The sequence below is a fragment of the Tardiphaga sp. genome (assembly GCF_044340795.1).
In the GTDB taxonomy this organism is placed as follows: Bacteria; Pseudomonadota; Alphaproteobacteria; order Rhizobiales; family Xanthobacteraceae; genus Tardiphaga.
In genome coordinates, this window is sequence record NZ_JBIISY010000102.1 from 1 (window position 1) to 20,965 (window position 20,965).

21 protein-coding genes are annotated in these 20,965 nt (G+C 62.7%); 5 read left to right on the forward strand and 16 right to left on the reverse strand.

The window, feature by feature from the left end; translation table 11 throughout:
* Positions 1-144 precede the first annotated feature (144 nt).
* From ACIQ17_RS17315 to ACIQ17_RS17325, 3 genes are read left to right on the forward strand one after another with little or no spacing between them, the layout of a single operon-like run.
* Entirely contained in the window at positions 145-906 is a 762-nt protein-coding gene (locus tag ACIQ17_RS17315; RefSeq protein ID WP_398470299.1) for a MotA/TolQ/ExbB proton channel family protein, read from the forward strand.
* On the forward strand, positions 896-1,570 hold the full coding sequence (locus ACIQ17_RS17320) for a hypothetical protein (RefSeq protein WP_398470300.1): 675 nt from the start codon (positions 896-898) through the stop codon (positions 1,568-1,570). The genes ACIQ17_RS17315 and ACIQ17_RS17320 overlap by 11 nt, the downstream gene beginning before the upstream one ends.
* Before the next feature lie 13 nt (positions 1,571-1,583).
* Positions 1,584-2,171 carry a hypothetical protein gene (locus ACIQ17_RS17325; protein ID WP_398470319.1) on the forward strand — a complete coding sequence of 196 codons (588 nt, stop codon included), beginning with the start codon at positions 1,584-1,586 and terminating at the stop codon, positions 2,169-2,171.
* A gap of 70 nt (positions 2,172-2,241) precedes the next feature.
* On the opposite strand, the gene ACIQ17_RS17330 is transcribed toward ACIQ17_RS17325, so the two are convergent.
* From ACIQ17_RS17330 to ACIQ17_RS17380, 11 genes are all read right to left on the reverse strand, one after another.
* Positions 2,242-3,060 (reverse strand): tetratricopeptide repeat protein, encoded by an 819-nt coding sequence (locus ACIQ17_RS17330; protein ID WP_398470301.1) that lies wholly within the window; start codon positions 3,058-3,060, stop codon positions 2,242-2,244.
* A complete protein-coding gene (locus tag ACIQ17_RS17335) occupies positions 3,047-3,703 on the reverse strand; it encodes a hypothetical protein (RefSeq protein WP_398470302.1) in 657 nt (218 codons plus the stop codon). The genes ACIQ17_RS17330 and ACIQ17_RS17335 overlap by 14 nt, the downstream gene beginning before the upstream one ends.
* A 242-nt stretch (positions 3,704-3,945) precedes the next feature.
* Positions 3,946-5,364 (reverse strand): dihydrolipoyl dehydrogenase, encoded by a 1,419-nt coding sequence (gene lpdA, locus ACIQ17_RS17340; protein ID WP_398470303.1) that lies wholly within the window; start codon positions 5,362-5,364, stop codon positions 3,946-3,948.
* A 3-nt stretch (positions 5,365-5,367) separates the two neighbouring features.
* Positions 5,368-5,796, reverse strand: coding sequence for an endonuclease domain-containing protein (locus ACIQ17_RS17345; RefSeq protein WP_398470304.1), 429 nt, complete (start codon positions 5,794-5,796; stop codon positions 5,368-5,370).
* Between the two features lie 65 nt (positions 5,797-5,861).
* Entirely contained in the window at positions 5,862-7,229 is a 1,368-nt protein-coding gene (locus ACIQ17_RS17350) for a pyruvate dehydrogenase complex dihydrolipoamide acetyltransferase (protein WP_398470305.1), read from the reverse strand.
* Between the two features lie 2 nt (positions 7,230-7,231).
* Complete coding sequence (locus tag ACIQ17_RS17355) at positions 7,232-7,537, reverse strand: DUF5076 domain-containing protein (RefSeq protein ID WP_398470306.1); 306 nt, start codon at positions 7,535-7,537, stop codon at positions 7,232-7,234.
* Positions 7,538-7,544: 7 nt separating this feature from the next.
* Positions 7,545-7,784, reverse strand: a complete 240-nt coding sequence (locus ACIQ17_RS17360; protein ID WP_398470307.1) for a hypothetical protein — start codon at positions 7,782-7,784, stop codon at positions 7,545-7,547.
* 9 nt (positions 7,785-7,793) lie between these two features.
* Positions 7,794-9,209 (reverse strand): pyruvate dehydrogenase complex E1 component subunit beta, encoded by a 1,416-nt coding sequence (locus tag ACIQ17_RS17365; RefSeq protein ID WP_398470308.1) that lies wholly within the window; start codon positions 9,207-9,209, stop codon positions 7,794-7,796.
* A 33-nt stretch (positions 9,210-9,242) separates the two neighbouring features.
* The gene (gene pdhA / locus ACIQ17_RS17370) at positions 9,243-10,268 is read right to left on the reverse strand and encodes a pyruvate dehydrogenase (acetyl-transferring) E1 component subunit alpha (protein WP_398470309.1); all 1,026 of its coding nucleotides are present in this window, start codon (positions 10,266-10,268) and stop codon (positions 9,243-9,245) included.
* 279 nt (positions 10,269-10,547) lie between these two features.
* Entirely contained in the window at positions 10,548-10,865 is a 318-nt protein-coding gene (locus ACIQ17_RS17375; protein WP_398470310.1) for a septum formation initiator family protein, read from the reverse strand.
* A 65-nt stretch (positions 10,866-10,930) separates the two neighbouring features.
* Entirely contained in the window at positions 10,931-11,485 is a 555-nt protein-coding gene (locus tag ACIQ17_RS17380) for an NADPH-dependent FMN reductase (RefSeq protein ID WP_398470311.1), read from the reverse strand.
* Positions 11,486-11,773: 288 nt separating this feature from the next.
* Here ACIQ17_RS17380 and ACIQ17_RS17385 point away from each other — a divergent pair, with 288 nt between their 5' ends.
* Positions 11,774-13,528: a caspase domain-containing protein gene (locus tag ACIQ17_RS17385; protein ID WP_398470312.1), complete on the forward strand. Its 1,755-nt coding sequence runs from the start codon at positions 11,774-11,776 to the stop codon at positions 13,526-13,528.
* 103 nt (positions 13,529-13,631) lie between these two features.
* Here ACIQ17_RS17385 and ACIQ17_RS17390 read toward each other — a convergent pair whose 3' ends face one another.
* From ACIQ17_RS17390 to ACIQ17_RS17405, 4 genes are read right to left on the reverse strand one after another with little or no spacing between them, the layout of a single operon-like run.
* Complete coding sequence (locus ACIQ17_RS17390) at positions 13,632-14,873, reverse strand: MFS transporter (protein ID WP_398470313.1); 1,242 nt, start codon at positions 14,871-14,873, stop codon at positions 13,632-13,634.
* Positions 14,870-16,009 carry a zinc-binding dehydrogenase gene (locus ACIQ17_RS17395; protein WP_398470314.1) on the reverse strand — a complete coding sequence of 380 codons (1,140 nt, stop codon included), beginning with the start codon at positions 16,007-16,009 and terminating at the stop codon, positions 14,870-14,872. The genes ACIQ17_RS17390 and ACIQ17_RS17395 overlap by 4 nt, the downstream gene beginning before the upstream one ends.
* Before the next feature lie 36 nt (positions 16,010-16,045).
* Entirely contained in the window at positions 16,046-16,633 is a 588-nt protein-coding gene (locus tag ACIQ17_RS17400; protein WP_398470315.1) for a protein-S-isoprenylcysteine O-methyltransferase, read from the reverse strand.
* 18 nt (positions 16,634-16,651) lie between these two features.
* Entirely contained in the window at positions 16,652-17,890 is a 1,239-nt protein-coding gene (locus ACIQ17_RS17405) for a hypothetical protein (protein ID WP_398470316.1), read from the reverse strand.
* A gap of 246 nt (positions 17,891-18,136) precedes the next feature.
* On the opposite strand from ACIQ17_RS17405, the gene ACIQ17_RS17410 reads away from it, so the two are divergent.
* Complete coding sequence (locus tag ACIQ17_RS17410) at positions 18,137-18,829, forward strand: hypothetical protein (protein WP_398470317.1); 693 nt, start codon at positions 18,137-18,139, stop codon at positions 18,827-18,829.
* Positions 18,830-18,901: 72 nt separating this feature from the next.
* On the opposite strand, the gene ACIQ17_RS17415 is transcribed toward ACIQ17_RS17410, so the two are convergent.
* Positions 18,902-20,932, reverse strand: coding sequence for a glycoside hydrolase family 113 (locus tag ACIQ17_RS17415; protein WP_398470318.1), 2,031 nt, complete (start codon positions 20,930-20,932; stop codon positions 18,902-18,904).
* Positions 20,933-20,965 lie beyond the last annotated feature (33 nt).

Below are 20,965 nucleotides of genomic sequence, written 5' to 3' on the forward strand. Positions count from 1 at the left end.
CTCCCGCGATACTAACGCACTGCACCATCTCCTAACTTCCTGACGCATCCGGCCCATAACCCTTGGACTGGACGCTACACGCTGTGATTTAATCGGCCTTGTACTGGCTGCCTTGATCGCAATGTCGTTTCGGGAAGCTGCTTCATGACGTCCATCGACCATACGGACATCGCGCCCGTCGGACCGGCCACCTCGGAACGAGACGTCCTGTTGCTGTGGATGATCTTTACCGGCCTGTCCGTTTTTGCCCTCGTCCTGCTGTGGCGATACGGCATGATCGACCTGATGGTCACGTCCGATCGCACCTATATTTCGAGCGTCATCGGCGCGCTCTATATCGCCACTTGCTGCCACTGTTTCATGCGCACCCGTGCGATCGCGCGTGAAGGAGCAGCGGCAACGCGTTGTCGTGCATTGCTGAGCACCCCCGAAGGATTGACGGCCCTTACCCTGGATCGGCCGCGATTGCCGGACGGCATGGTGACGGACCACATTCGTAATCTGGTCACCAAGGCCAAAGCGCAGGGCAACGGCCGGATCGACCAGACGCTGCTGTTGCGCGCGCTGGCGGATCGGCTGCGTGGCTCGAACGGCTTCGGCGCATTCGCATCAGACACGCTGATGAAGCTCGGGCTGCTGGGAACAATAGTCGGCTTCATCATCATGCTGGCGCCCGTCGCCACGCTCGATGCCGCCGACAAGGCCGCGATGCGCGCGTCGATGGGTCTGATGAGCGACGGCATGGCGATGGCCATGTATACGACGCTGGCGGGACTGATCGGATCGATCCTGGTCAGGATACAGTACTACATTCTCGACGCCGCTACGCAGCGGGTGTTTTCCGATGCGGTGATGCTGACAGAAACGCGGGTCACGCCGGTTCTGGAAGCGCGTCATGGCGGATGACTTCGGCCTGTATCCGCCCGACGAAAATTTCGATCCGCTCGGCGTCATGCTGTTCAAGGCGCTGCAGGTCATCGCCTTCCTGTTCTTCATCGCACTGCTGGCAGTGTCTCCGGATGCAAAGGACGGCAAGGTCGACTCCAAAGCCGAATTCATCATCACGATGGACTGGCCCGACAGTCATCCCGATGACCTCGATCTGTTCGTGCAGGACCCCATCGGCAACATCGCCTGGTACCGGCATCGCGAGGCTGGTTTCCTCACCCTCGACCGCGATGATCGCGGCGGCGCCAACAATTCCATCACCGTCAACGGCAAGAAGATCGCCTCGGCGATCCGCGAGGAGATCGTCACCGTCCGTGGCATCGTGCGCGGAGAATACACGGTCAATGTCTCGCACTTCGCGGCGACGACGGGCCAACCGGTCCCCGTCAAGATCAAGGTCCAGAAACTCAATCCGACGGCGCAGGTCGTGTTCGACGACAAGCTTATCCTCGATCACACCGGCCACGAACGCACTGCGGTGCGCTTCTGGCTCGATGCCGAAGGCAAGGTCGTGGATGTCCAGCAGCGCCACAAATCGCTGCTCGAAACCTTTCGTAATGCCCGCGCCAATGGCGCCGATCTCGATCCCAAGACCGGCGTCAGGATGCCGCGCCGTGAGTAGCGGCCAGCAATCCATGGTGCTGACACTGTCGATCGGTTACGCGCTGATCGGCGTGCTTCTGCTGACGATCCTGGTCTATGCGCGCCTCGGCTGGCGTGCGAAGGCAGCTGTCGTCGTGGTGACCAGCGCCTTCTATATTGTCAGTTTCATCGGCCTGCGCGGCCTGCTGGGCTGGGCCAGCATCGACAGGCTGCCGCCCCGCTTCAAGCTGCTGCAGGCGCGCATCGTGGAGCCGCATTCACTGGCCGGCGAGCCCGGCGCAATCTATCTCTGGGTGGAGGCGCTGGATGATGACAATCGCCCGAGCGGATTCCCGCGCGCCTATCGCGTTGCGTATAGCGAAAAGCTTGCGGAAAAGACCGACAAGGCCATCAGCGAGATCGCGGCAGGCAATCCACAAGGCGGACGTGCGGCCGATTACGGCAGAGGACAAGGCGGCCTGCTCGATGCCGCTCGGCAATATATCACACCGAGCATGATCATGGAAACGTCAGGTGGGGATCCTTCAACCGGCAGCGGTCCAGTCGCGCCGCAGGACGCGGGCGAAGCCATGTCGTTCACACCCCTGCTCCCGCCGCGCATGCCGCCGAAGGACCAGTAACGCGCGATCGCGTAAGTAACGATGCGTCGTCATAGGTTCGACTGGAGCGGCGTTCGGGTCAGTAGCCGCCTCAATCCCGCTTGCCCTGCACCCAGTGCTCGAGCATCTGCAGCGCCATGGCGCGGTCGTCTTCGGAGGCCTTGGCGATAGCCTTGGCATAGCTGTCGCGGATCCAGGTATCTTCCGGACCGGCATTGTCGCGGGCCAGTGTCAGCCACATCAGGCCGCGGGCCATCTGGCGTGGCAGCGCCTCGCCGTTGAACAGCATCTGGCCGAGCAGCGCCTGGGCCTGATGCTGGCCCTTCTGGGCGGCCAGACCGAGCCACCGCACGCCGTATTTGGCGTCGCGCGGCGTGCCGATGCCCTTCAGATACAGGCGGGCCAGATCGTACTGGGCGTCGGCATTGCCAAAATAGGACGCGGCGTAAGAGAACATCTCACGGGCACGCTCGGCGTCCACCTTGATCTTCGAATTCGGGATGCCGTCGAGATAATAGCGGCCGAGCGCCACGAAGGCATTGGCGACGATCGCGGCCTGCGGCGCCGAGGGTGAGTCCTCGGCATGGGCATTGGCGATCCGGCTGAAATATTCGAAAGCGCGCAGATCGTCCTGGGCAACGCCATTGCCGTCCGCATACATGCGGCCGAGCTTCCACTGGGCGATGGGATGTCCGCCTTCGGCCGCATATTGCAGGGCGGTGAGCGAGCTGTCGGCTTTTGCAGCCGGCTTCCTGGCAACCGGGGCGGACGCGCCGGGCATTGCGGGGATCACCGACGGCGCCGCATCGCTGCCGCCAACCGGCGAGCCATCAAATGCGAGAGCCGGCCCAGCCACAACGGCTGCGCTCCACGCCAACGCGACGAAAACGATACGCTCAAATATCCGCATAACTATGGTTCTCGAGGTCGCCGCCGGAAGAGCGAGCGCCCGTTATGGCAAATCTGTCCTGACACGCGATGGTCGCGTGGAATCCCGACCGGACATTGGTCGCGCAGGCAGCCCTATCGGACGTGCGCGCATCCCATCCGCGGTCGGTCAACTTTCCGTTAGAAATCCCGGCCTCGAACGAGGTTACGGTGAATGACACGTCTATCGCCTGATTCCCTGTCACTCCGACGACAGCGCCGGATGCGGCGGTGTGTCCGTCGGCAGAACGCGAAACGTCCTGGTGTGCATGTAGGGTCACGGCCGTCGAATTCTCCGCAATCGGCCGGCCCGCAACGGCAAGGCCCTGCGGGACGTCCTGATCGAGCAATGTCGTTGTCAGCAACGGGATGCTGGCAATTTCCGGTATGTCTTTGACGACATCACGGCTGACTGAGTGCAAACCGGAGACAAACGGAGTCTTTTTGAAGATTTCGTCATGCCGGGACGCGATCGCAGCGGCGAAAGGCCAATGCAGGTTCATCGCTCGGCGGCGCCCCTGCAAATGCGGTTTGATGTTCGTCCCGGCGTCCATCGTGAACCTGGTGTCCCGCGCCACTCCAAGGATCCGGGACAATCCCTTTGACATCCCGCCGATCTGGAGCACGCCCGCCTTCTGGCTGACGAGACATGATCTCACGAAGCCGTGTGGCCAAATAGCGGCGGTTGCGCTTACCACCGCTTGACAGGGTTAAATGCTGGGGAACTGTGGCGGACAAGCAACAGGCGTTGCGTCGGGGCAACCATGTCCCGTAGCCCGGATGGAGCGCAGCGCAATCCGGGATTTAGAGCCTCAACATATCGCTGGACCCCGGATTTCGCTGCGCTCCATCCGGGCTACCAATGGTCTCAGGTGTTCAGCACCCGGCCATAGGCGTCCAGCACGGCTTCCTTCATCGTTTCCGAAATGGTCGGATGCGGGAAGATGGTATGGAACAGCTCCTCTTCTGTCGTCTCCAGATTCATGGCGACGACAAAACCCTGGATCATCTCGACAACTTCGGCACCAACCATGTGCGCGCCGAGCAGCTGGCCGGTCTTCTTGTCGAAAATCACCTTCACCATGCCCTGGTCCTCGCCCTGGGCGATGGCCTTGCCATTGGCGACGAAGGGGAAACGGCCGACGCGGATGTCCTTGCCGGCTTCCTTGGCCTTGGCCTCGGTAAGGCCGACGGATGCGATCTGCGGATGGCAATAGGTGCAACCCGGGATCAGCGTCTTGTCCATGCCATGCGGGTTCATGCCCTTGATGGCCTCGACGCAGATCACGCCCTCATGCTCGGCTTTGTGGGCGAGCATTGGGGGACCGGCGACGTCGCCGATGGCATAGATGCCGGGGACGTTGGTCTTGCCGTATTTGTCGATGACGATGCAGCCGCGCTCGGTCTTCACGCCGAGCTTCTCGAGACCGAAGCCCTCGATATTGCCGACCACACCGACCGCCGAGATCACACGATCGAATTCCTGCGTCACCGGCTTCTTGCCGTCATCGATGGTGGCGACAACGCTGTCGGCCTTCTTGTCCAGCTTCGTGACCTTGGTATTGGCAAGGACCTTGATGCCCTGCTTCTCGAACTGTTTTCGCGCAAAGGCAGCGATCTCGGCGTCTTCCACCGGCAGGATCTGCGGCAGCACTTCCACCACCGTCACCTCGGCGCCGAAGGAACGATAGAACGACGCGAATTCGATGCCGATGGCGCCGGAGCCGACCACCAGCAGTGACTTCGGCATCTTGTCCGGGTTCATCGCTTCAAAGTAGGTCCAGACCAGCTTCTTGTCGGGCTCGAGGCCCGGCAGCACGCGCGGGCGGGCGCCGGTGGCGACGATGATGTGTTTTGCGGTGTAGCTGCCCTCGCCCAGCGCGCCCTTCGGTGCTTCGGCCTGCGACTTCTTCACCGAGAACTTGCCGGGCGCCTCCAGCGTCGCCTCGCCCCAGATCACGGTGATCTTGTTCTTCTTCATCAGGAACTCGACGCCGCCATTGAGGCGTTTCACCACGCCGCGCGAGCGCGCGATGACAGCCTTGATGTCGAAGGAGACGTTGTCAGCCGACAGGCCGTAGTCCTTGGCATGCTGGAAGGCGTGGTACATTTCCGCCGAGCGCAGCAGCGCCTTGGTCGGGATGCAGCCCCAATTGTTGCAGATGCCGCCGAAATAGGCCTTCTCGACGATCGCCGTCTTGAAGCCGAGCTGCGCGGCACGGATGGCCGTCACATAGCCGCCGGGACCGGAGCCGATGACGACGACGTCGAAGGAATTGTCAGACATGGGTTACTCGCTCTTGCTTCCCTCTCCCCTTGTGGGAGAGGGTGGATGCGCGCGCCTTGGCGCGCAGACGGGTGAGGGGTTAGTCTGGGCTGCGTCGTAGATGGCTTCGAGAACCTGCTCCGAGCGCTGCAGAATGTCGTTGTTCCAGAAACGAAGAACGCGAAAACCTCGCTCCGTCAAATCTCGATCTCGCTTCTCATCGCGCTCACTCTCCGCATGCTGGCTACCATCGGCCTCGACGATCAGACGTCGTTCGAACGAGACGAAATCGACGACCCAGGGACCGATGGGCACCTGCCGGCGAAACTTCAAATTTGTCAGGCGGCGGGATCGCAGTAGGCGCCACAGCGTCTTCTCAGTTTCGGTCGCATTCGTTCGCAGCGATTTTGCGAAGGCGCGTTTCTGATAGGACACAGGCTGGTGCATACCCATCACCCGTCTCGGCCGCTTCGCGTGCGATCCACCCTCTCCCACAAGGGGAGAGGGAAACAAGAACCTCACACCACCATCATCACGGGATTTTCGATCAGCTTCTTGAATGCCGTGATCAGCTCGGCGCCAAGCGCGCCGTCGATGGCACGGTGGTCGCAGGAGAGCGTCACGCTCATCATGGTCGCGGCGACGATCTGGCCGTTGCGGACCACCGCCCGCTCCTCGCCGGTGCCGACCGCCAGGATCGAGGACTGCGGTGGGTTGATCACCGCGGTAAAATCCTTGATGCCGAACATGCCGAGATTGGACACGGACGATGCACCGCCCTGATATTCATGCGGCTTCAGCTTCTTCGCCTTGGCGCGCGCGGCGAGTTCCTTCATCTCGTTAGAGATGGCGGAAATCGACTTGACCTCGGCCTGGCGGATGATCGGCGTGATCAAGCCGAACGGCAGCGCCACGGCGACACCGATGTCCGAATGCTTGTGGCGGAGCATCGCAGCTTCCGTCCACGATACATTGGCTTCCGGAATCTTCTGGAGGGCGACAGCCATCGCCTTGATGATGAAGTCGTTGACCGAGAGCTTGTAGTTCGGCTTGCCGTCCTTGTCCTTGCCCGCCGCCGCATTGATCTCTTCGCGGGCAGCGGAAAGCTTGCCGAGATCGCAATCAACGGTGAGATAGAAGGTCGGCATCGAATTGGTGGCAGCGGTGAGACGCTGCGCGATGGTGCGGCGCATGGAGTCATGCGGCACGGTCTCGTAGGAGCCCTCCTCGTAAAGACCGAGGATCGCCTGATCGGACATTGCAGGCGCACCGGCAGCCCCCGTCGAAGCAGCGGCACCAGCCGTCGGTGCCTTCAGTGCACCGCCCGACTTCGCCTTCTCGACGTCTGCCGCAACGACGCGGCCGCGCGGGCCGGTGCCGTTGATGCGACCGAGTTCGATGCCGGCTTCCTTGGCCAGACGGCGCGCCAGCGGCGACGAGAACACGCGCACACCGGTGTTCGCGGCGGCCTGAGCGGGCGCAGGCGCGGCGGCCGGCTTCGGCGCTTCCTGCTTCGTCTCAGACTTGCCCTCAGCCTTCGGCTCGGGCTTGGCCTCCTGCTTGGCTTCCGCCTTCGGCTCAGGCTTCGCTTCGGCCTTGGCGTCCGACTTGCCGCCGCCGCTGGCCGCAGCCTTCACGTCTTCGCCATCGGCGGCAAGGATCGCGATCACGTCATTCACCGGCACATCCGAGGTGCCTTCCGGCACGAGGATCTTGGCGATCGTGCCTTCGTCGACAGCTTCGACTTCCATCGTCGCCTTGTCGGTCTCGATCTCCGCGATCACGTCGCCGGACTTGACCGCATCGCCCTCTTTCTTGAGCCACTTGGCAAGGTTGCCCTTTTCCATCGTGGGCGACAGCGCGGGCATCAGAATGTTAATCGGCATTGTCAGTGACCTTGTTGCGACCGCGGCGTGGTGGCGCCCATGTCGGTCGGACGAGCAATCTCGGCTTCGAACATATCGACGATGCGACGCAGCGCCTCGTCCTCGGTGAATTCGCTCTCGCGCCCATAGGCGCGCGCGGCGTGGCGCGCGATATCGACCAGCAGCAGGCCCCACATTTCCGGGTCCTCGAAGGCGCGCATGAACGCGATCGACAAGCCGCCATCGACGACGAAGGCACGCAACACTTCGGTTGCGTCCTCGCGTCCCTCGACATCCGGCGGCAGCGATTGTTCCTTCGGACCGGCCATGTCAACCTCAACGCTCTGAATCGTGAAAATACATCCTCGAATCCAACTCAATCGAAGATACGCTATCCAGTTCGTTGCCGGTTACGCCAACGATCTCTTTATCCGCGTTCAACGATGGATACTGGTCGTCGTATACTAGAACCATGGCCCAACAGGCTAACGGCTCATCGGATGAACCATCACGCCCGGCAAGCCACCATTGACTTGCCGAAGTAATAGAAAGTACTTCCACAATCTTTTTGGGCATCGCGCGACCTCAAGATCGATAGCAGACGGTCTTGGCGGCAGCGACGACCTCGGCCACCGAGGGCAGCGCGAGCTTTTCGAGGTTGGCGGCGTAAGGCATCGGCACGTCCTTGCCCGACACGCGCGCGACCGGCGCATCGAGATAATCGAACGCACCTTCCATGATGCGCGCGGAGAGTTCGGCACCGACGCCGTTCTGCTGCCAGCCCTCCTCGACACAGACGACGCGCGACGTCTTCTTCACCGATTCAAGGATCGTTTCGGTGTCGAGCGGGCGCAGCGTGCGCAGGTCGATGACCTCCGCCTCGATGCCTTCCTTCGCCAGTTCCTCGGCGGCCTTCAGCGTGTAGGTCATGCCATGCGACCACGAGATCAGCGTGACGTCCTTGCCGGCACGCACGATCTTCGCCTTGCCGATTGGCAGCACGTAATCGTCGAGCTTCGGCACTTCACCGGTCTGGCCGTAGAGCATTTCATGCTCGAGGAAGATCACCGGATTGGGATCGCGGATCGCGGCCTTGAGCAGGCCCTTGTAGTCGGCCGCATTCGACGGTGCGATCACCTTGAGGCCGGGGATCTGCGAGTACCAGGCCGAGTAGTCCTGGCTGTGCTGAGCGGCCACGCGGGCAGCGGCGCCGTTGGGGCCGCGGAACACCATCTGGCAGGTCATCTGTCCGCCCGACATGTAAAGCGTCTTGGCGGCGGAGTTGATGATCTGGTCGATTGCCTGCATGGCGAAGTTGAAGGTCATGAATTCGACGATCGGCTTCAGGCCGGCCATGGCCGCACCGACGCCGACGCCGGCAAAGCCGTGCTCGGTGATCGGCGTGTCGATGACGCGACGGGCGCCGAATTCCTGCAGCAGGCCCTGGGTGACCTTGTAGGCACCCTGATATTCGGCGACTTCCTCGCCCATCACGAAGACGTCGCCGTCGCGGCGCATTTCTTCGGCCATGGCATCGCGCAGCGCTTCGCGGATGGTCATGGTGACCATCTCGGTGCCTTCCGGGATATCCGGATCGGGCAGCAGCTCGAATTTCGGCGCTTCCGGCGTCTTGGCGCCCTTGGCCTCTTCCTTCTTCGGCGCGTCGGTCGGCTTGGCCTCCGGCGTCTTTTCGGCGTCGGCAGGCGGGGCAGAGTCCGCAGCCTTCTTCGCTGGCTCCGGTTCGGCGTTGGCATCCTCGCCTTCCGCAACGATGGTTGCGATCGGCGTGTTCACGGCGACATCGGCGGTGCCTTCCGGCACCAGGATCTTGCCGAGCGTCCCTTCATCGGTCGCTTCGACTTCCATCGTCGCCTTGTCGGTCTCGATCTCGGCGATCACATCGCCGGACTTGATGGTGTCGCCTTCCTTCTTCAGCCACTTCGAAAGGTTGCCCTTTTCCATCGTGGGGGACAGCGCGGGCATCAGCACTTGAATTGCCATAGTAACTCCGGATCGCTCTAGCTTGCGCGCTTCTTAGCGGTAGATGTCGGTGTAGAGCTCGGACGCATCCGGCTCGGGATCGTTCTGTGCGAAGTCCGCGGACGCGTTGACGATCTCGCGCACTTCCGCGTCGATCGCCTTCAGGTCCTGCTCGCTCACCTTCGCTTCGAGCAGACGGTTGCGCACCTGCTCGATCGGATCCTGATCGTGGCGGATCTTCTCGACTTCCTCGCGCGTACGATACTTCGCAGGGTCGGACATCGAGTGGCCGCGATAGCGATAGGTCTGCATTTCGAGGATGTACGGACCCTTGCCGGCGCGGCAGTGCGCTACGGCCTTGTCGGCGGCAGCCTTCACGGCGCGGACGTCCATGCCGTCCACTTGCTCGCCCGGAATGTTGAACGACACGCCGCGCTTGGAGAAGTCGGTCTGCGCCGAGGAGCGCACCACCGAGGTGCCCATGGCGTAGCGGTTGTTCTCGATGACGTAGATCACCGGCAGCTTCCAGAGCTCCGCCATGTTGAAGCTCTCATAGACCTGGCCCTGGTTCGACGCGCCATCGCCGAAGTAAGCGACCGAGACATTGTCGTTCTCGCGATAGCGGTTGGCGAAAGCGAGACCGGTGCCGAGCGAGACCTGCGCGCCGACGATGCCGTGGCCGCCGTAGAAATGCTTCTCGCGGCTGAACATGTGCATCGAGCCGCCCTTGCCCTTCGAGTAGCCGCCGCGGCGTCCCGTGAGCTCGGCCATCACGCCATTGGCGTCCATGCCGCACGCAAGCATGTGACCATGATCGCGGTAACCGGTGATGATCTGGTCGCCATATTTGAGCGCCATCTGCATGCCGACGACGACCGCTTCCTGGCCGATATAGAGGTGGCAGAAACCGCCGATCGCGCCCATGCCGTAAAGCTGGCCGGCTTTCTCTTCAAAGCGCCGGATCAGTAGCATGTCACGCAGCGCGCGCATCTCCTGATCACGGTTGAAAGCGGGCGGCGATGATTTGGCGTCATTGCTCGATGCCTGCTCAGCGGGAGCGCTTTTCTTCGTTGCGGCCATGAAAATTCCGGATGCGAGAGAGGAAGTTAGTTCTTCCTACTCCAAGTGCATTCGGCATGAAAGGGATTGCGTCGCGCGGAATGCCACACTGTTATTTCGCACTGCAGCGAGAGCGCGAAACTTTAGAACACCATAGCGACGCGTTTTGTAATTTGAGGAATAGAAATGAGCGATGCTGTCGTTTCATCGCAATATGCGGCGACGAAGCGCTAACCATCACATTCACGCAGAGCTCAATTGCTCCACAGGATCGCGACTCACGATGCGCGCGTATGAATCTCAGTTCGGCTTAAGCACGCGGACGACGTCACGCGAATGCGCGTAGTCGAGCTGCCAGCGGACACGCTCGTCGAGCATGTCGGGATCGAGGCTGTTGGAGCGAAGCAGTGCCACACGCTGCTCGGCCCTTGCGCGCTCCTTCCGGAGTTGCACCAGTTCGGAGGTCAGCGCAGTGATCTCCTGATCGAGCTCCTGCCGCGCATTGAGGCCATACTTGCCGGTATAGGCATTCATGCCGAAATAGCTGACCAAGAGCGCGGCCACGGCATAGAGCACGAGGCCGGTCAGGACCGATTTCAGGCGGGTATGTTTGACCATGCCTGAAAATGCGACGGCCCGGTTAAAGCGACGCTAACAACCGGGCCGCGAGGCGAACAGATCTGTTATTTCTTGTGCAGGGCGACCCAGGCGGCGAAGGCGTCGATATAGGCCTGCAGGACCGGACGGATCGACTCCTTGACGATCTCGCCATTCTCGTCGAACGCGTCGGCGATGGCGTTCAGATACATCTCCGGCTGGCCCATGATCGGACCGGTGATGCCCGGCAGGACCTGACGGAGGTTCATGGCGGCAGAGACGCCGCCGCCCGGTCCGGGCGCATTGCCGACAATACCTGTCGGCTTGCCGAGGAACGAGCTCTTGCCGAACGGCCGCGAGCCGATGTCGATGGCGTTCTTCAGCACGCCCGAGGTGCCACGATTATATTCCGGGGTGACGAAAATGACCCCGTCACTGGCCTGCACCGTCTCGCGGAACTTGAGCCAGTCAGCCGGCGGATTGGCCTCGAGATCCTGATTGAAGAAGGACAGGTCGTGCAGCGTCACGATGTTCAACTTCAGCGACGCCGGGGCGAGCCTGGCGAAGGCCTTGGCGACCTTGAGCGAAAACGATTGCTGGCGGAGGCTGCCGACGATAACGGCGACGCTGTGGGTGGTCATGAAATGCCCTTTGAAATAGCGCCGTTCGAGGCGCGAACCGATAGGCGCATTCCTTCTCCCATCCCGCGGAATCATGCAAGTGCATGGAACCGTCGAGCGAATGATTGACGCCGTCCTGCGGCGCGTTGGCGTACACATCTCCGTGACGGCACGACATGCCAGCCCGCCCCGGTTGCCGAGTGTCGAACCGATCGCCCGGAGCGCGCGACCAACCACATGACCCGCTCCGGAGTGGCGACCTCCGCAACGGCTGTTACACTCCCAGCGTCGCAATCCACGAGGCGTCCGATGCGCAAACTGGGCCTGCTGGCTTCCCTCGCCGTCACTGCCGCGTTGCTGAGCCAGCCCGCCCTCGCCGACAGGCGCGTCGCGCTCGTGATCGGCAATTCGGCGTATCAGAACGTCATCAAGCTGGCGAACCCGGTCAATGACGCCAATGCGATGACAGAGACGCTGAAGGCGGCGAAGTTCGACATCGTCGAGGCACGCCGCGACCTCAAGGCGACCGAGATGCGCCGCGCCCTGCGCGATTTCTCCGACAAGGCGCGCGACGCGGATGTCGCCGTCGTCTATTTCGCCGGCCACGGCATTGAGGTCGATGGTACCAACTACCTCATCCCGACAGATGCACTGCTGGAGCGCGATACCGATGTCTATGACGAGGCGTTCTCGCTGGAGCGTATCCTCGTCACCGTGGAGCCCGCGAAGAAGCTACGGCTGGTGATCCTGGACGCGTGCCGGGACAATCCCTTCGTGAAGACCATGAAGCGCACCGCGGCGTCCCGCGCCATCACCCGCGGCTTGGCCAAGGTCGAGCCGGCCAGTCCCAACACGCTGATCGCCTATTCCGCCAAAGCCGGCTCCACGGCGCTCGACGGCGACGCACGCAACAGCCCGTTCACCGCAGCGCTGGTGCGCCATATCGCGACCCCAGGCCTCGACTTGCGAAAGGCCTTCGGCTTCGTCCGCGACGACGTGCTGAAGGAAACAGGCAATCGCCAGGAGCCCTATGTCTATGGCTCGCTCGGCGGCAATGACGTGCCGCTGGTGCCGGTGGCCTCGTCCGCGACGTCACAGAGCGTGCAGGCCGAGGTGCGACGCGACTATGAACTTGCCATGCAGGTGGGCACTGGCGATGGCTGGAACGCGTTCCTGGCCCAGCATCCGAACGGCTTCTATGCCAACCTTGCCAAGGCGCAGCTGGCCAAGATCGCCGCTGACAACGCACACACGGCCGCTGCCGAGAAAGCGCGCCTCGCCGCCGAGGAGAAGGCGCGCCTCGCCGCTGACGGCGCCAAGCAGGCTGAGCAGACGAAGGCCGCCACCGACGCCAAGGCGGCCGAGGACGCTCGGATTGCCGCCGAAAAACGCAAGCTCGCCGAGCAGGAGCGCGTCGCAGCCGCCGAACGATCGCGCGCCGCCGCCGAAGCCAGGGTCGACGCGGCGAAGAGCGAGACGCCCACGCCCGCCCCGGGCGGCCCCCAGCTTGCCGCCGTCTCGCCGGCCGAACCGTCGAAGGCGGCGACCTCAACCGACCTGGCGCGTCAAGTGCAGGCCGAGCTGCATCGCGTCGGCTGCCTGCAGGGATCGATCGAGGACAAGTGGACCGCCGCCTCCGGCAAATCGCTCGAGCGGTTCAACCGCTATGCCGCCACCAAATTCGACAGCAAGGCCGCGAGCGCCGACGCACTCGACGCGATCAAGGCGAAGTCATCGCGCGTCTGTCCCCTCGCCTGCGCCCATGGCAGCCGCGCGGATGGCGACAGATGCGCAAAGATCGTCTGCCGTCGCGGTACGGTGCTCAATGAGGACAACGAATGCGAGAGGAAGCGCAGCCGCACTGAAGCGGGCCGCTCCACGCCGCGCCGCGAACGCCTGGAAGAGATCGACCGCCCGCAGGTGCAGGCCCGCACGCCGCGCGCGGCGCAGCCCTCCGGCCAGATCGTCTGCGACGCCGCCGGCTGTCGCCCGGTCCGTCCCGGCTGCCGGCTTGTCGAGAAGGACATGCGGATCGGGCTGACAAATGTAGAGGTGTGTAATTAGAACGCAGCTGTAGGGCGGATTAGCGCAGCGTAATCCGCCGCAGAGTTTCCACAGGAAATCGGCCGGCGGATTACGGCTGCGCCTAATCCGCCCCACGATCCCGCTACTCCAGCCGTTCCATTTCCCGCAGCGTCGGAAACAGCTTCATCCAGATCAGCGCGATCGCCACTGTCCCGAGCCCGCCGATCAGCGCAGCCGGCACCGTGCCAAACAACGCAGCCGTGACACCGCTTTCGAACTGGCCGAGCTGGTTCGAGGTGTTGATGAACAGATAATTCACCGCACCGACCCGGCCGCGCATCTCGTCGGGTGTGGCGAGCTGGACCAGCGAGAAGCGGATCACCACGCTAACCGTATCCGCCGCGCCAAGCACGGCCAGTGCGATGACCGACAGCCACAGCCATTGCGAGACCGCGAACACCGTCGTCGCCAGACCGAAAATGATCACGGCCTGGAACATGCGCATGCCGACCCGGCGATTGATCGACCAGCGCGTCAGCACGATGGTGGTGAGCAGCGCCCCCACCGCGGGCGCCGCACGCATGACACCAAGCCCCCATGGGCCGGTCTGCAGGATGTCGCGGGCGTAGATCGGCAACAGCGCGGTGGCGCCGCCGAGCAGCACGGCGAACAGATCGAGGGAGATGGTGCCGAGAATGTTGGGATTGCTGCGCACGAAAGTGACGCCGGCGAACAGCGTCCGTAGCGACGGCGGATCCTTCACCGCCACCTCGCGCGCGAGCTTGATCGCGAGGTTGAGCAAGGCGCCGATGATCCAGAACATGGCCATCAGCACGTAGGGCATCGACGGCGACAGCGCATAAAGGATGCCGCCGAGCGCCGGGCCACAGATCATCGCGACCTGAAACACGCCCGTGGAGAGCGCCGTCGCCTTTTGCAGGTGACCTTCCGGCACAACGCCCGGCAACAGCGCAGAGCCGGCAGGCGCCTCGAAGGCCGTGGCCGCGCCGATCACCACCAGCGCAACAAAAATCTGCGGCGCGGTGATCCAGCCGGCATAGGTGCCCCAGGCGAGCAGGACCGCGGTGACGCCCTGCAGCAACTGGCACAGCATCACCACGCGGCGGCGGTCGTAGCGATCGGCGATATGCCCGGCGAAGAACACCAGTGCCAGCATCGGCGCGAATTGCGCGAGACCGACCATGCCGAGCTGAAAGGCACTGCCGGTCATCTCATAGATCTGCCAGCCAACCGCCACGGCCGCGATCTGCGAAGCAAAACGCGAGAAGCTACGCGACACCATGTAGTAGAGATAGGGCGGATGGCGCAGCAGCAGGCGCGCGCCATCGCTCACGACATGGGCAGATTGATCGGCGAGTGTCATCCAGGCAAGTTCGGATTGATCAGGTACTTCTCGCCGGTGGCGCGCTTCGCATAGGCGCGAAGGTTGTCGAGGTTGAGGACATCCTGAAGGGAAATGGTCTTGGTGTAATGGCTTGCAAAAGTGGTCTTGAGCTCGGCCACCACGCGGGCGCGGAGCTTCGCGGCATCGTCCTTGCCGATCTTCTGCAGGAACGGAAACAGCAGCCAGCCGCCCATGCCCCAGGCCATGCCCGGTGGCGACAATTCGATCGGGCGCGGCTCGAGCCGGCCATAGACATAGACCTGCTTGTGAGTGGTCGAGCCATAGCGGCTGTAGACCTTCATGGCCTTGACGGCCGCGGCCTCCATCGCATGCAGGATCTGGCCCTGCAGCTTGCCGCCGCCGGTGGCATCAAACGCGATCGTCGCGCCGGTCGCTTCCAGCGCGGCGACGAGATCCTCGAAGAAACCCGGCGCCGTCGTGTTCACCACATATTTCGCGCCGATATCGCGCAGGATTTTCTCCTGCGCCTCGCTGCGCACGATGTTGACGAGATCGATGCCGTCCTTCTGGCAGATCTTGTTGAGCATCTGGCCGAGATTGGACGCGGCGGCCGTGTGAACCAGCGCCTTGTGCCCTTCCCGCCTCATGGTCTCGGTCATGCCGAGGGAGGTCAGCGGATTGACGAAGCAGGACGCGCCCGCTTCCGCCGTCGTGCCGTCCGGCAGCAACAGCACTTCCTTCGCCTTGATGACGCGATACTGCGCATACATGGCGCCGCCGATCATCGCGACCGTCTTGCCGAGCAATGCCTGCGCGGCCTCAGACGACCCGGCCTTGACCACCGTGCCGGCGCCTTCATTGCCGACAGCCATCGATTCATCCAGACGACCGCCCATCGCTTTCAGATTGGCTTCCGCCACCCTGGCCGTGACGACGGCGGATGCGCCGGAGCCGGTCACCTTGGCCGTGGCCGGATCGGCAGCGCCGAGCAGCAGGCCGAGGTCGGATGGATTGATGGGAGAGGCTTCGACGCGCACTACGATCTCGTCGGGACCGGGCGCCGGGATTGTCACCTGCTGCAGCGAAATCTCGAGTTCGCCGCTGCTCTTGATGAGGGACCGGAGTTCGAGGCCGGTGGTGATGTCCGCAGTCATGTCGCTCTCCCCTGCTGTGCTGCGGTCTCTGCCGCGTCAGTAGATGCCGGGTATGATGCGCTTGGTTTCGCGCATATAGGCCCGGTAGTCGTCGCCGAATGCTTCGGTCAGCATCCGCTCCTCGTGATCGATGCGCGTAAAGAACAGGATCGCGATGGCGACCAGTCCGCTGAAGGCTGCCATGGCGTTCGGCAGCAGGAAGGCCTGCGCCAGCGCCCATAGCCAGAACGACGCATACATCGGATGCCGGATCAGGCGATAGACGCCGCCACGCACGATCTGGTGACTGTCACGGATTTCGAGACTGGCCGACCACTGCCGGCCGAGATCCTTGTGCGAACGCCGGAACAGCCAGAGCGACAGCACATAGACCAGAGCCCCCACCACGACGGCGGCATAGTTGAGCTGGTAATTCAGCGCCGCGGGCCAGCCCGATGCAAGCCAGACCACAGGCACGACGACCAGGCCGATCGTGGCGACCGCCAGCAGGATACGCTCGCGGCTCCAGCCAACCGCTTTCACGGTCGCCGTCTTGCGCGCCTTGCGGGCATAGGGATAACGGATGATGAACCAGGCAACGAGCCCGATCGCCCAGACATAGATTCCGAGAAGTGACGCGGTCATAGTCGTCCGTTCAGGCCATCATGCGGCATTCACGGATGCCCCGGCCTGCGGTTGAGAGGAAGCATCGGGTGCCAGCAGCGCGCCATCCGCACCAAAGCGCGTGACGCCGCCACCGACGGCCGTGATCTCGTCGAAAGGCAGCGGGCCGCACAGGATCATGCAGTAATCATAGGGCGCGCGCTGCTGATTGCCCATCACCATTTGATAGTGGATACGCATGAAGCTGAAGCGATAGCGCTTGAACTGCTCCATGCCCATCATGTCATGCATCTGGATGCGGCGGATATTCGGGCGGCCGTCGCTGCGCTCGCGGCTGACGCGTTTCAGCGTCACCGGATCGAAGCGATAGAAGCTGATCACGTCGTCGCGGGCATGATATTCGGCCCAGCGTACTGCCGGCGTATCGGCCACGAGCTTCGACGCCTCGCGAACACTGGTGCCGGCCGGATGCAGCGCGAATTTCGGGATGGTCGCGCTGACCGTGAGCACGCAGATGGTCGGACCGTGCTTGGTCAGATCCGGATCGAGCTTGAGCGCCCGCGCCACGGTCTCCATCACCAGCGCCGCGCCGAGGCAATGGCCGACGATCACGATCTCGTCCACATCCGCCTTTTGCGCGCGCGCAACCAGCGTTTTGGCGAATTCGTCCACGCGCGCCTTCATCCTCGGTCGCTGGCCATAGACGTACTGCCGCGAGAAAATCCAGTCGTCGAACACGTGATTGATCGGCTTGCGCCAGCCGTAGTGGTGCAGCAGCGCCGTGAACACGGCCGCAGCTGCGATGACACCTGCGATCCACGCCGTAGCGCCTGACATGCCGAACAGCCAGATCAAACCATAGCCAACGGCCGCACCGGCCGCTGCGAAGGCGGCGATCCACAGATACGAGAACAGGAAGAAGCCGGCATATTTCCAGCTCGAATAGAAGAAGCGGAACAGGGTTCCAGTCACGATCCAGTTGCCGAGCGTGACGAAGGCCGCGCCCAGCCGCGACAGCATGCCCCGCGAATGATCCTCATTGATGAGGTCATCCCAGCGCAGCATCTCGTAGGTGATGTCGGTCTGCCAGTTCGGACCTGATGCCTGCGCCGGCCAGGACGCACTGACCTCGCGCGCATCGGGCGTGCCCGGCGCAGTCACAGTGACTCCCCAGGTCTTCTGGAACGTGCCCAGCGACTTGCGGAACCGCTCGAGTTGCGTCTCCGGCGAGATCGGATCGTAACCGCCGATATGGAAGACGTGTCGCCGCGCGATCATCGCCCGTTCGCTCCCGATTGCATCCCGCATGGTCATGGGCGGTGCATAGCAAATTCGCCGGATCGCACAAACCTGCGCGACCGGCATATGACGGTCATCACGCAGGTTTTTGTCGCTCACAAGCCACACAGAGGTGGTTTTGCAACTGCCCCCATCACAAAACCGGGACATATGGCAGGACTGTGATTGACGCGACCGTTCGATGTCTGAACATGTCGCAGGATTTCTCGTTGGAAAGAAAGAAAAATGTCGATCGTTCTTCAGGGCTCGCAGCGGCCGTCCCGGACCCTTTCTTGGACCTCCCCGGCGGCCGTTCTGCTGATTCTCTGCACTGTTTTCGCAGCCACCCTCGCCGGTTCCACCGCGGCAGACGCCGCCGCCCGCCGCCCCGGCAAGGTCTATCTCTATCGCGGCCTGATGAATGTGTTTTCGCTCGGCATGGACCAGCTTGCCAGCAAGCTTCAGGCTGCCGGTGTCGCCACCTCCGTGAGCAACCACACCCTGTGGAGCAGCGAAGCCAACGAGATGATCGCGAAATATCAGGCTGGTAACCGCGAACCGATCATCCTGATGGGCCATTCGGCCGGTGCCGACGCCACCATCTCGGTTGCCCGCAAGCTGGCGCAGTACAACATCCCGGTGGCGTTGATCGTCAATTTCGATCCGGTCGCCCCCGACGCTGTTCCGAGCAATGTGAAGCAGATCGTGAACCACTACGTCGCCACGGGCTGGGGTCAGGCTGTTGCCGCCGACAAGCGGTTCAAGGGCAAGCTCGCCAACGTCAATGAGAGCCGCACCACTAACCACTTCTCGATCGACAAGGACGAAGCTTTGCAGCGCCAGACGGTCGCACGCGTGCTCGCGGTCACCGCCGGCGGTATCCGCCGCAAGCCGCCCGCGCCGCCGAAGGATACTCAGGTCTCGGCCGCGCCGCAGTAAGATAAAGATCGTTCAAACAGCGACGGCCGAGGCTTCCGCCTCGGCCGTCTTGTTTTTCCAAGGCGCTTTGCCTCAGACCAGCAACACGTCGTGCTGCGCCGGCGCCTTCACGATATCGACATGGCCGGCTCCGGGATCATGCTGGTCCGACACAAGGCCGGTCGAATCAGCGTGCAGTTCGACAGTCTTCATCTCCGGGAATGTCAGGGGAAGTGCGGACTGCGTGACCGGTTCCGCGGCAGCGGGCGCGGCTCGTTGGGTAGACGATGCAAAAGCGAAATTATCGCTGGTGGACGGACCGAGGATGTCCTGAGCCGCGACCACACCTGCCGGGTTGCCAACATCCGCCGTTGCCAGTGTGGCATCCTTGAACTTCATATATTCGACGTTCGTGAGATAGTCGGTACCGTCGCGATTGGTGACGCCGTCCGCAACGATGGTCTGTGTTCCCTTCTGACTGATCGTGTAGTCAGCAATTGAGCCTGAAAACACGGCCGTATCGGTGCCGGCTCCGCCATTGATGATATCGTTGCCAATGCCGCCGGCGATGTAGTCGTCGCCGGCACCGGCGCGCACCACGTCATTGTCGTTATTGGCGCCGAAGAACCAGTCTTGGTGGTTCGTCGTATCGAAATTGATCATGCGCACATAGAGATCGAACGAGCCCGGCGAACTCGCATTGGTGCTGTCCGCGGGGCTCATCTCGACACCATTCACGCTGATGTCCTTGAAATGCAGCGCCCGCCCCGGTGTCGAGTTGACGAGCTCCACCGCAAGGCTCGTGACCTGGGTGGGATTGTCGAAGGTGAAGGTCTGGGTCTGATATTCCGACGGATGCGAGGCCGGCGTGAATTCCCTGATGCTGTCGATGGGCTGGCCGTTGACAATCAACCGCGCCTGCGCGGCCTCGCCATTCACAACCGATCCATAGCCCGTGAGCGTCACGGTCGTTGAGGTCAGGCGCCCCGGTTCGGACGGGCCGGCCACGATGACGTCATTGCCGGCTCCGGCGAAAATCTCGTCATGGCCGAGGCCGCCATGAATGATGTCGCGCCCCGCACCGCGATCGATGATGTCACCGATCGCCGAGCCATATGTGGTCGTTTCCGGCAGATATCCGTTGCCCTTGAAATACTGCTCGACCACCTGTTCCGCCGGCTTGTGCTGTGGCGAATAGCCGGTCTCGTTGGGCTGATTGCTGAGATCCCACTGCCAGAACTGAACGCCCTTCAGCCATGACCCGCCTTGCGTGCCCCAGACCTGCATGAAGGCGTTGTAGGCATCGGCCTGCTCGGCCGCATCAGGTGGCGCTTTCGATGACCCGCCGCCGGGATTGATCGCCGTGCCATCGATGCTGCGATAGCCGACCTCGGTCATCAGCACCTGTTTGCCGTGATCCGTTGCCAACGAATGCAGGAAATCCACCGGCGACTGGTGATCGAAAGCACGCGCGTAATAGGGATTAAACGGCACCTCGTTCCAAGCATTCACCAGTTCGCCGACCGTCGGCTCCTTGCTCGCGGTCAGTGGCGGATAGGTGTTGACGCCGATGATGTCGAGGTCGTCCCAGAAGCTCACTTTCGAGGCTTCGTCGGTGGCTGCTGCGTAGGTGATGTCACCGCTATAGACGGAGCGGACCGATGAAATGATGTCGCGCCAGTAGCCCTCATATTGCGGGCCGGACAGGCTGCTCATTTCATTGCCGATAGCAAAGGTGCCGACATCGCCCTGCTCCGCAATGCCAGCGAGATGCACGACTTCCGCCTTATAAGAGGAGAAGAACGCAGCAACGTCCCCCGGCGCGAGACTGTGGGAAATCGTGCCGTCGAGACCCGACAGGTTGGGCTTGAACACAATGTCGAGCCCGTTTGCGTGCGCCGCCTTGAATCCGGCCAGCAGCGAGGCATCGGTCTCGGTCTTGCCTTCGACCGCCTTGACGTCGTTGCCGGTGCGATTGTCGGTCCATATCCGCGTCGTCAGCGCGACCGAATTGGATCCAAGATTGGCAATGTTCTGGAAGGCCTGATTGGCCGAAGGGCTGGCGAATTGTCCGCCCCATTCAGACAGGGCCCCGAACCCCTGGATGTCGAAGATGTCAGGCATTCGCGCTCTCCATCTGCAATGCAGTGAGAGCCT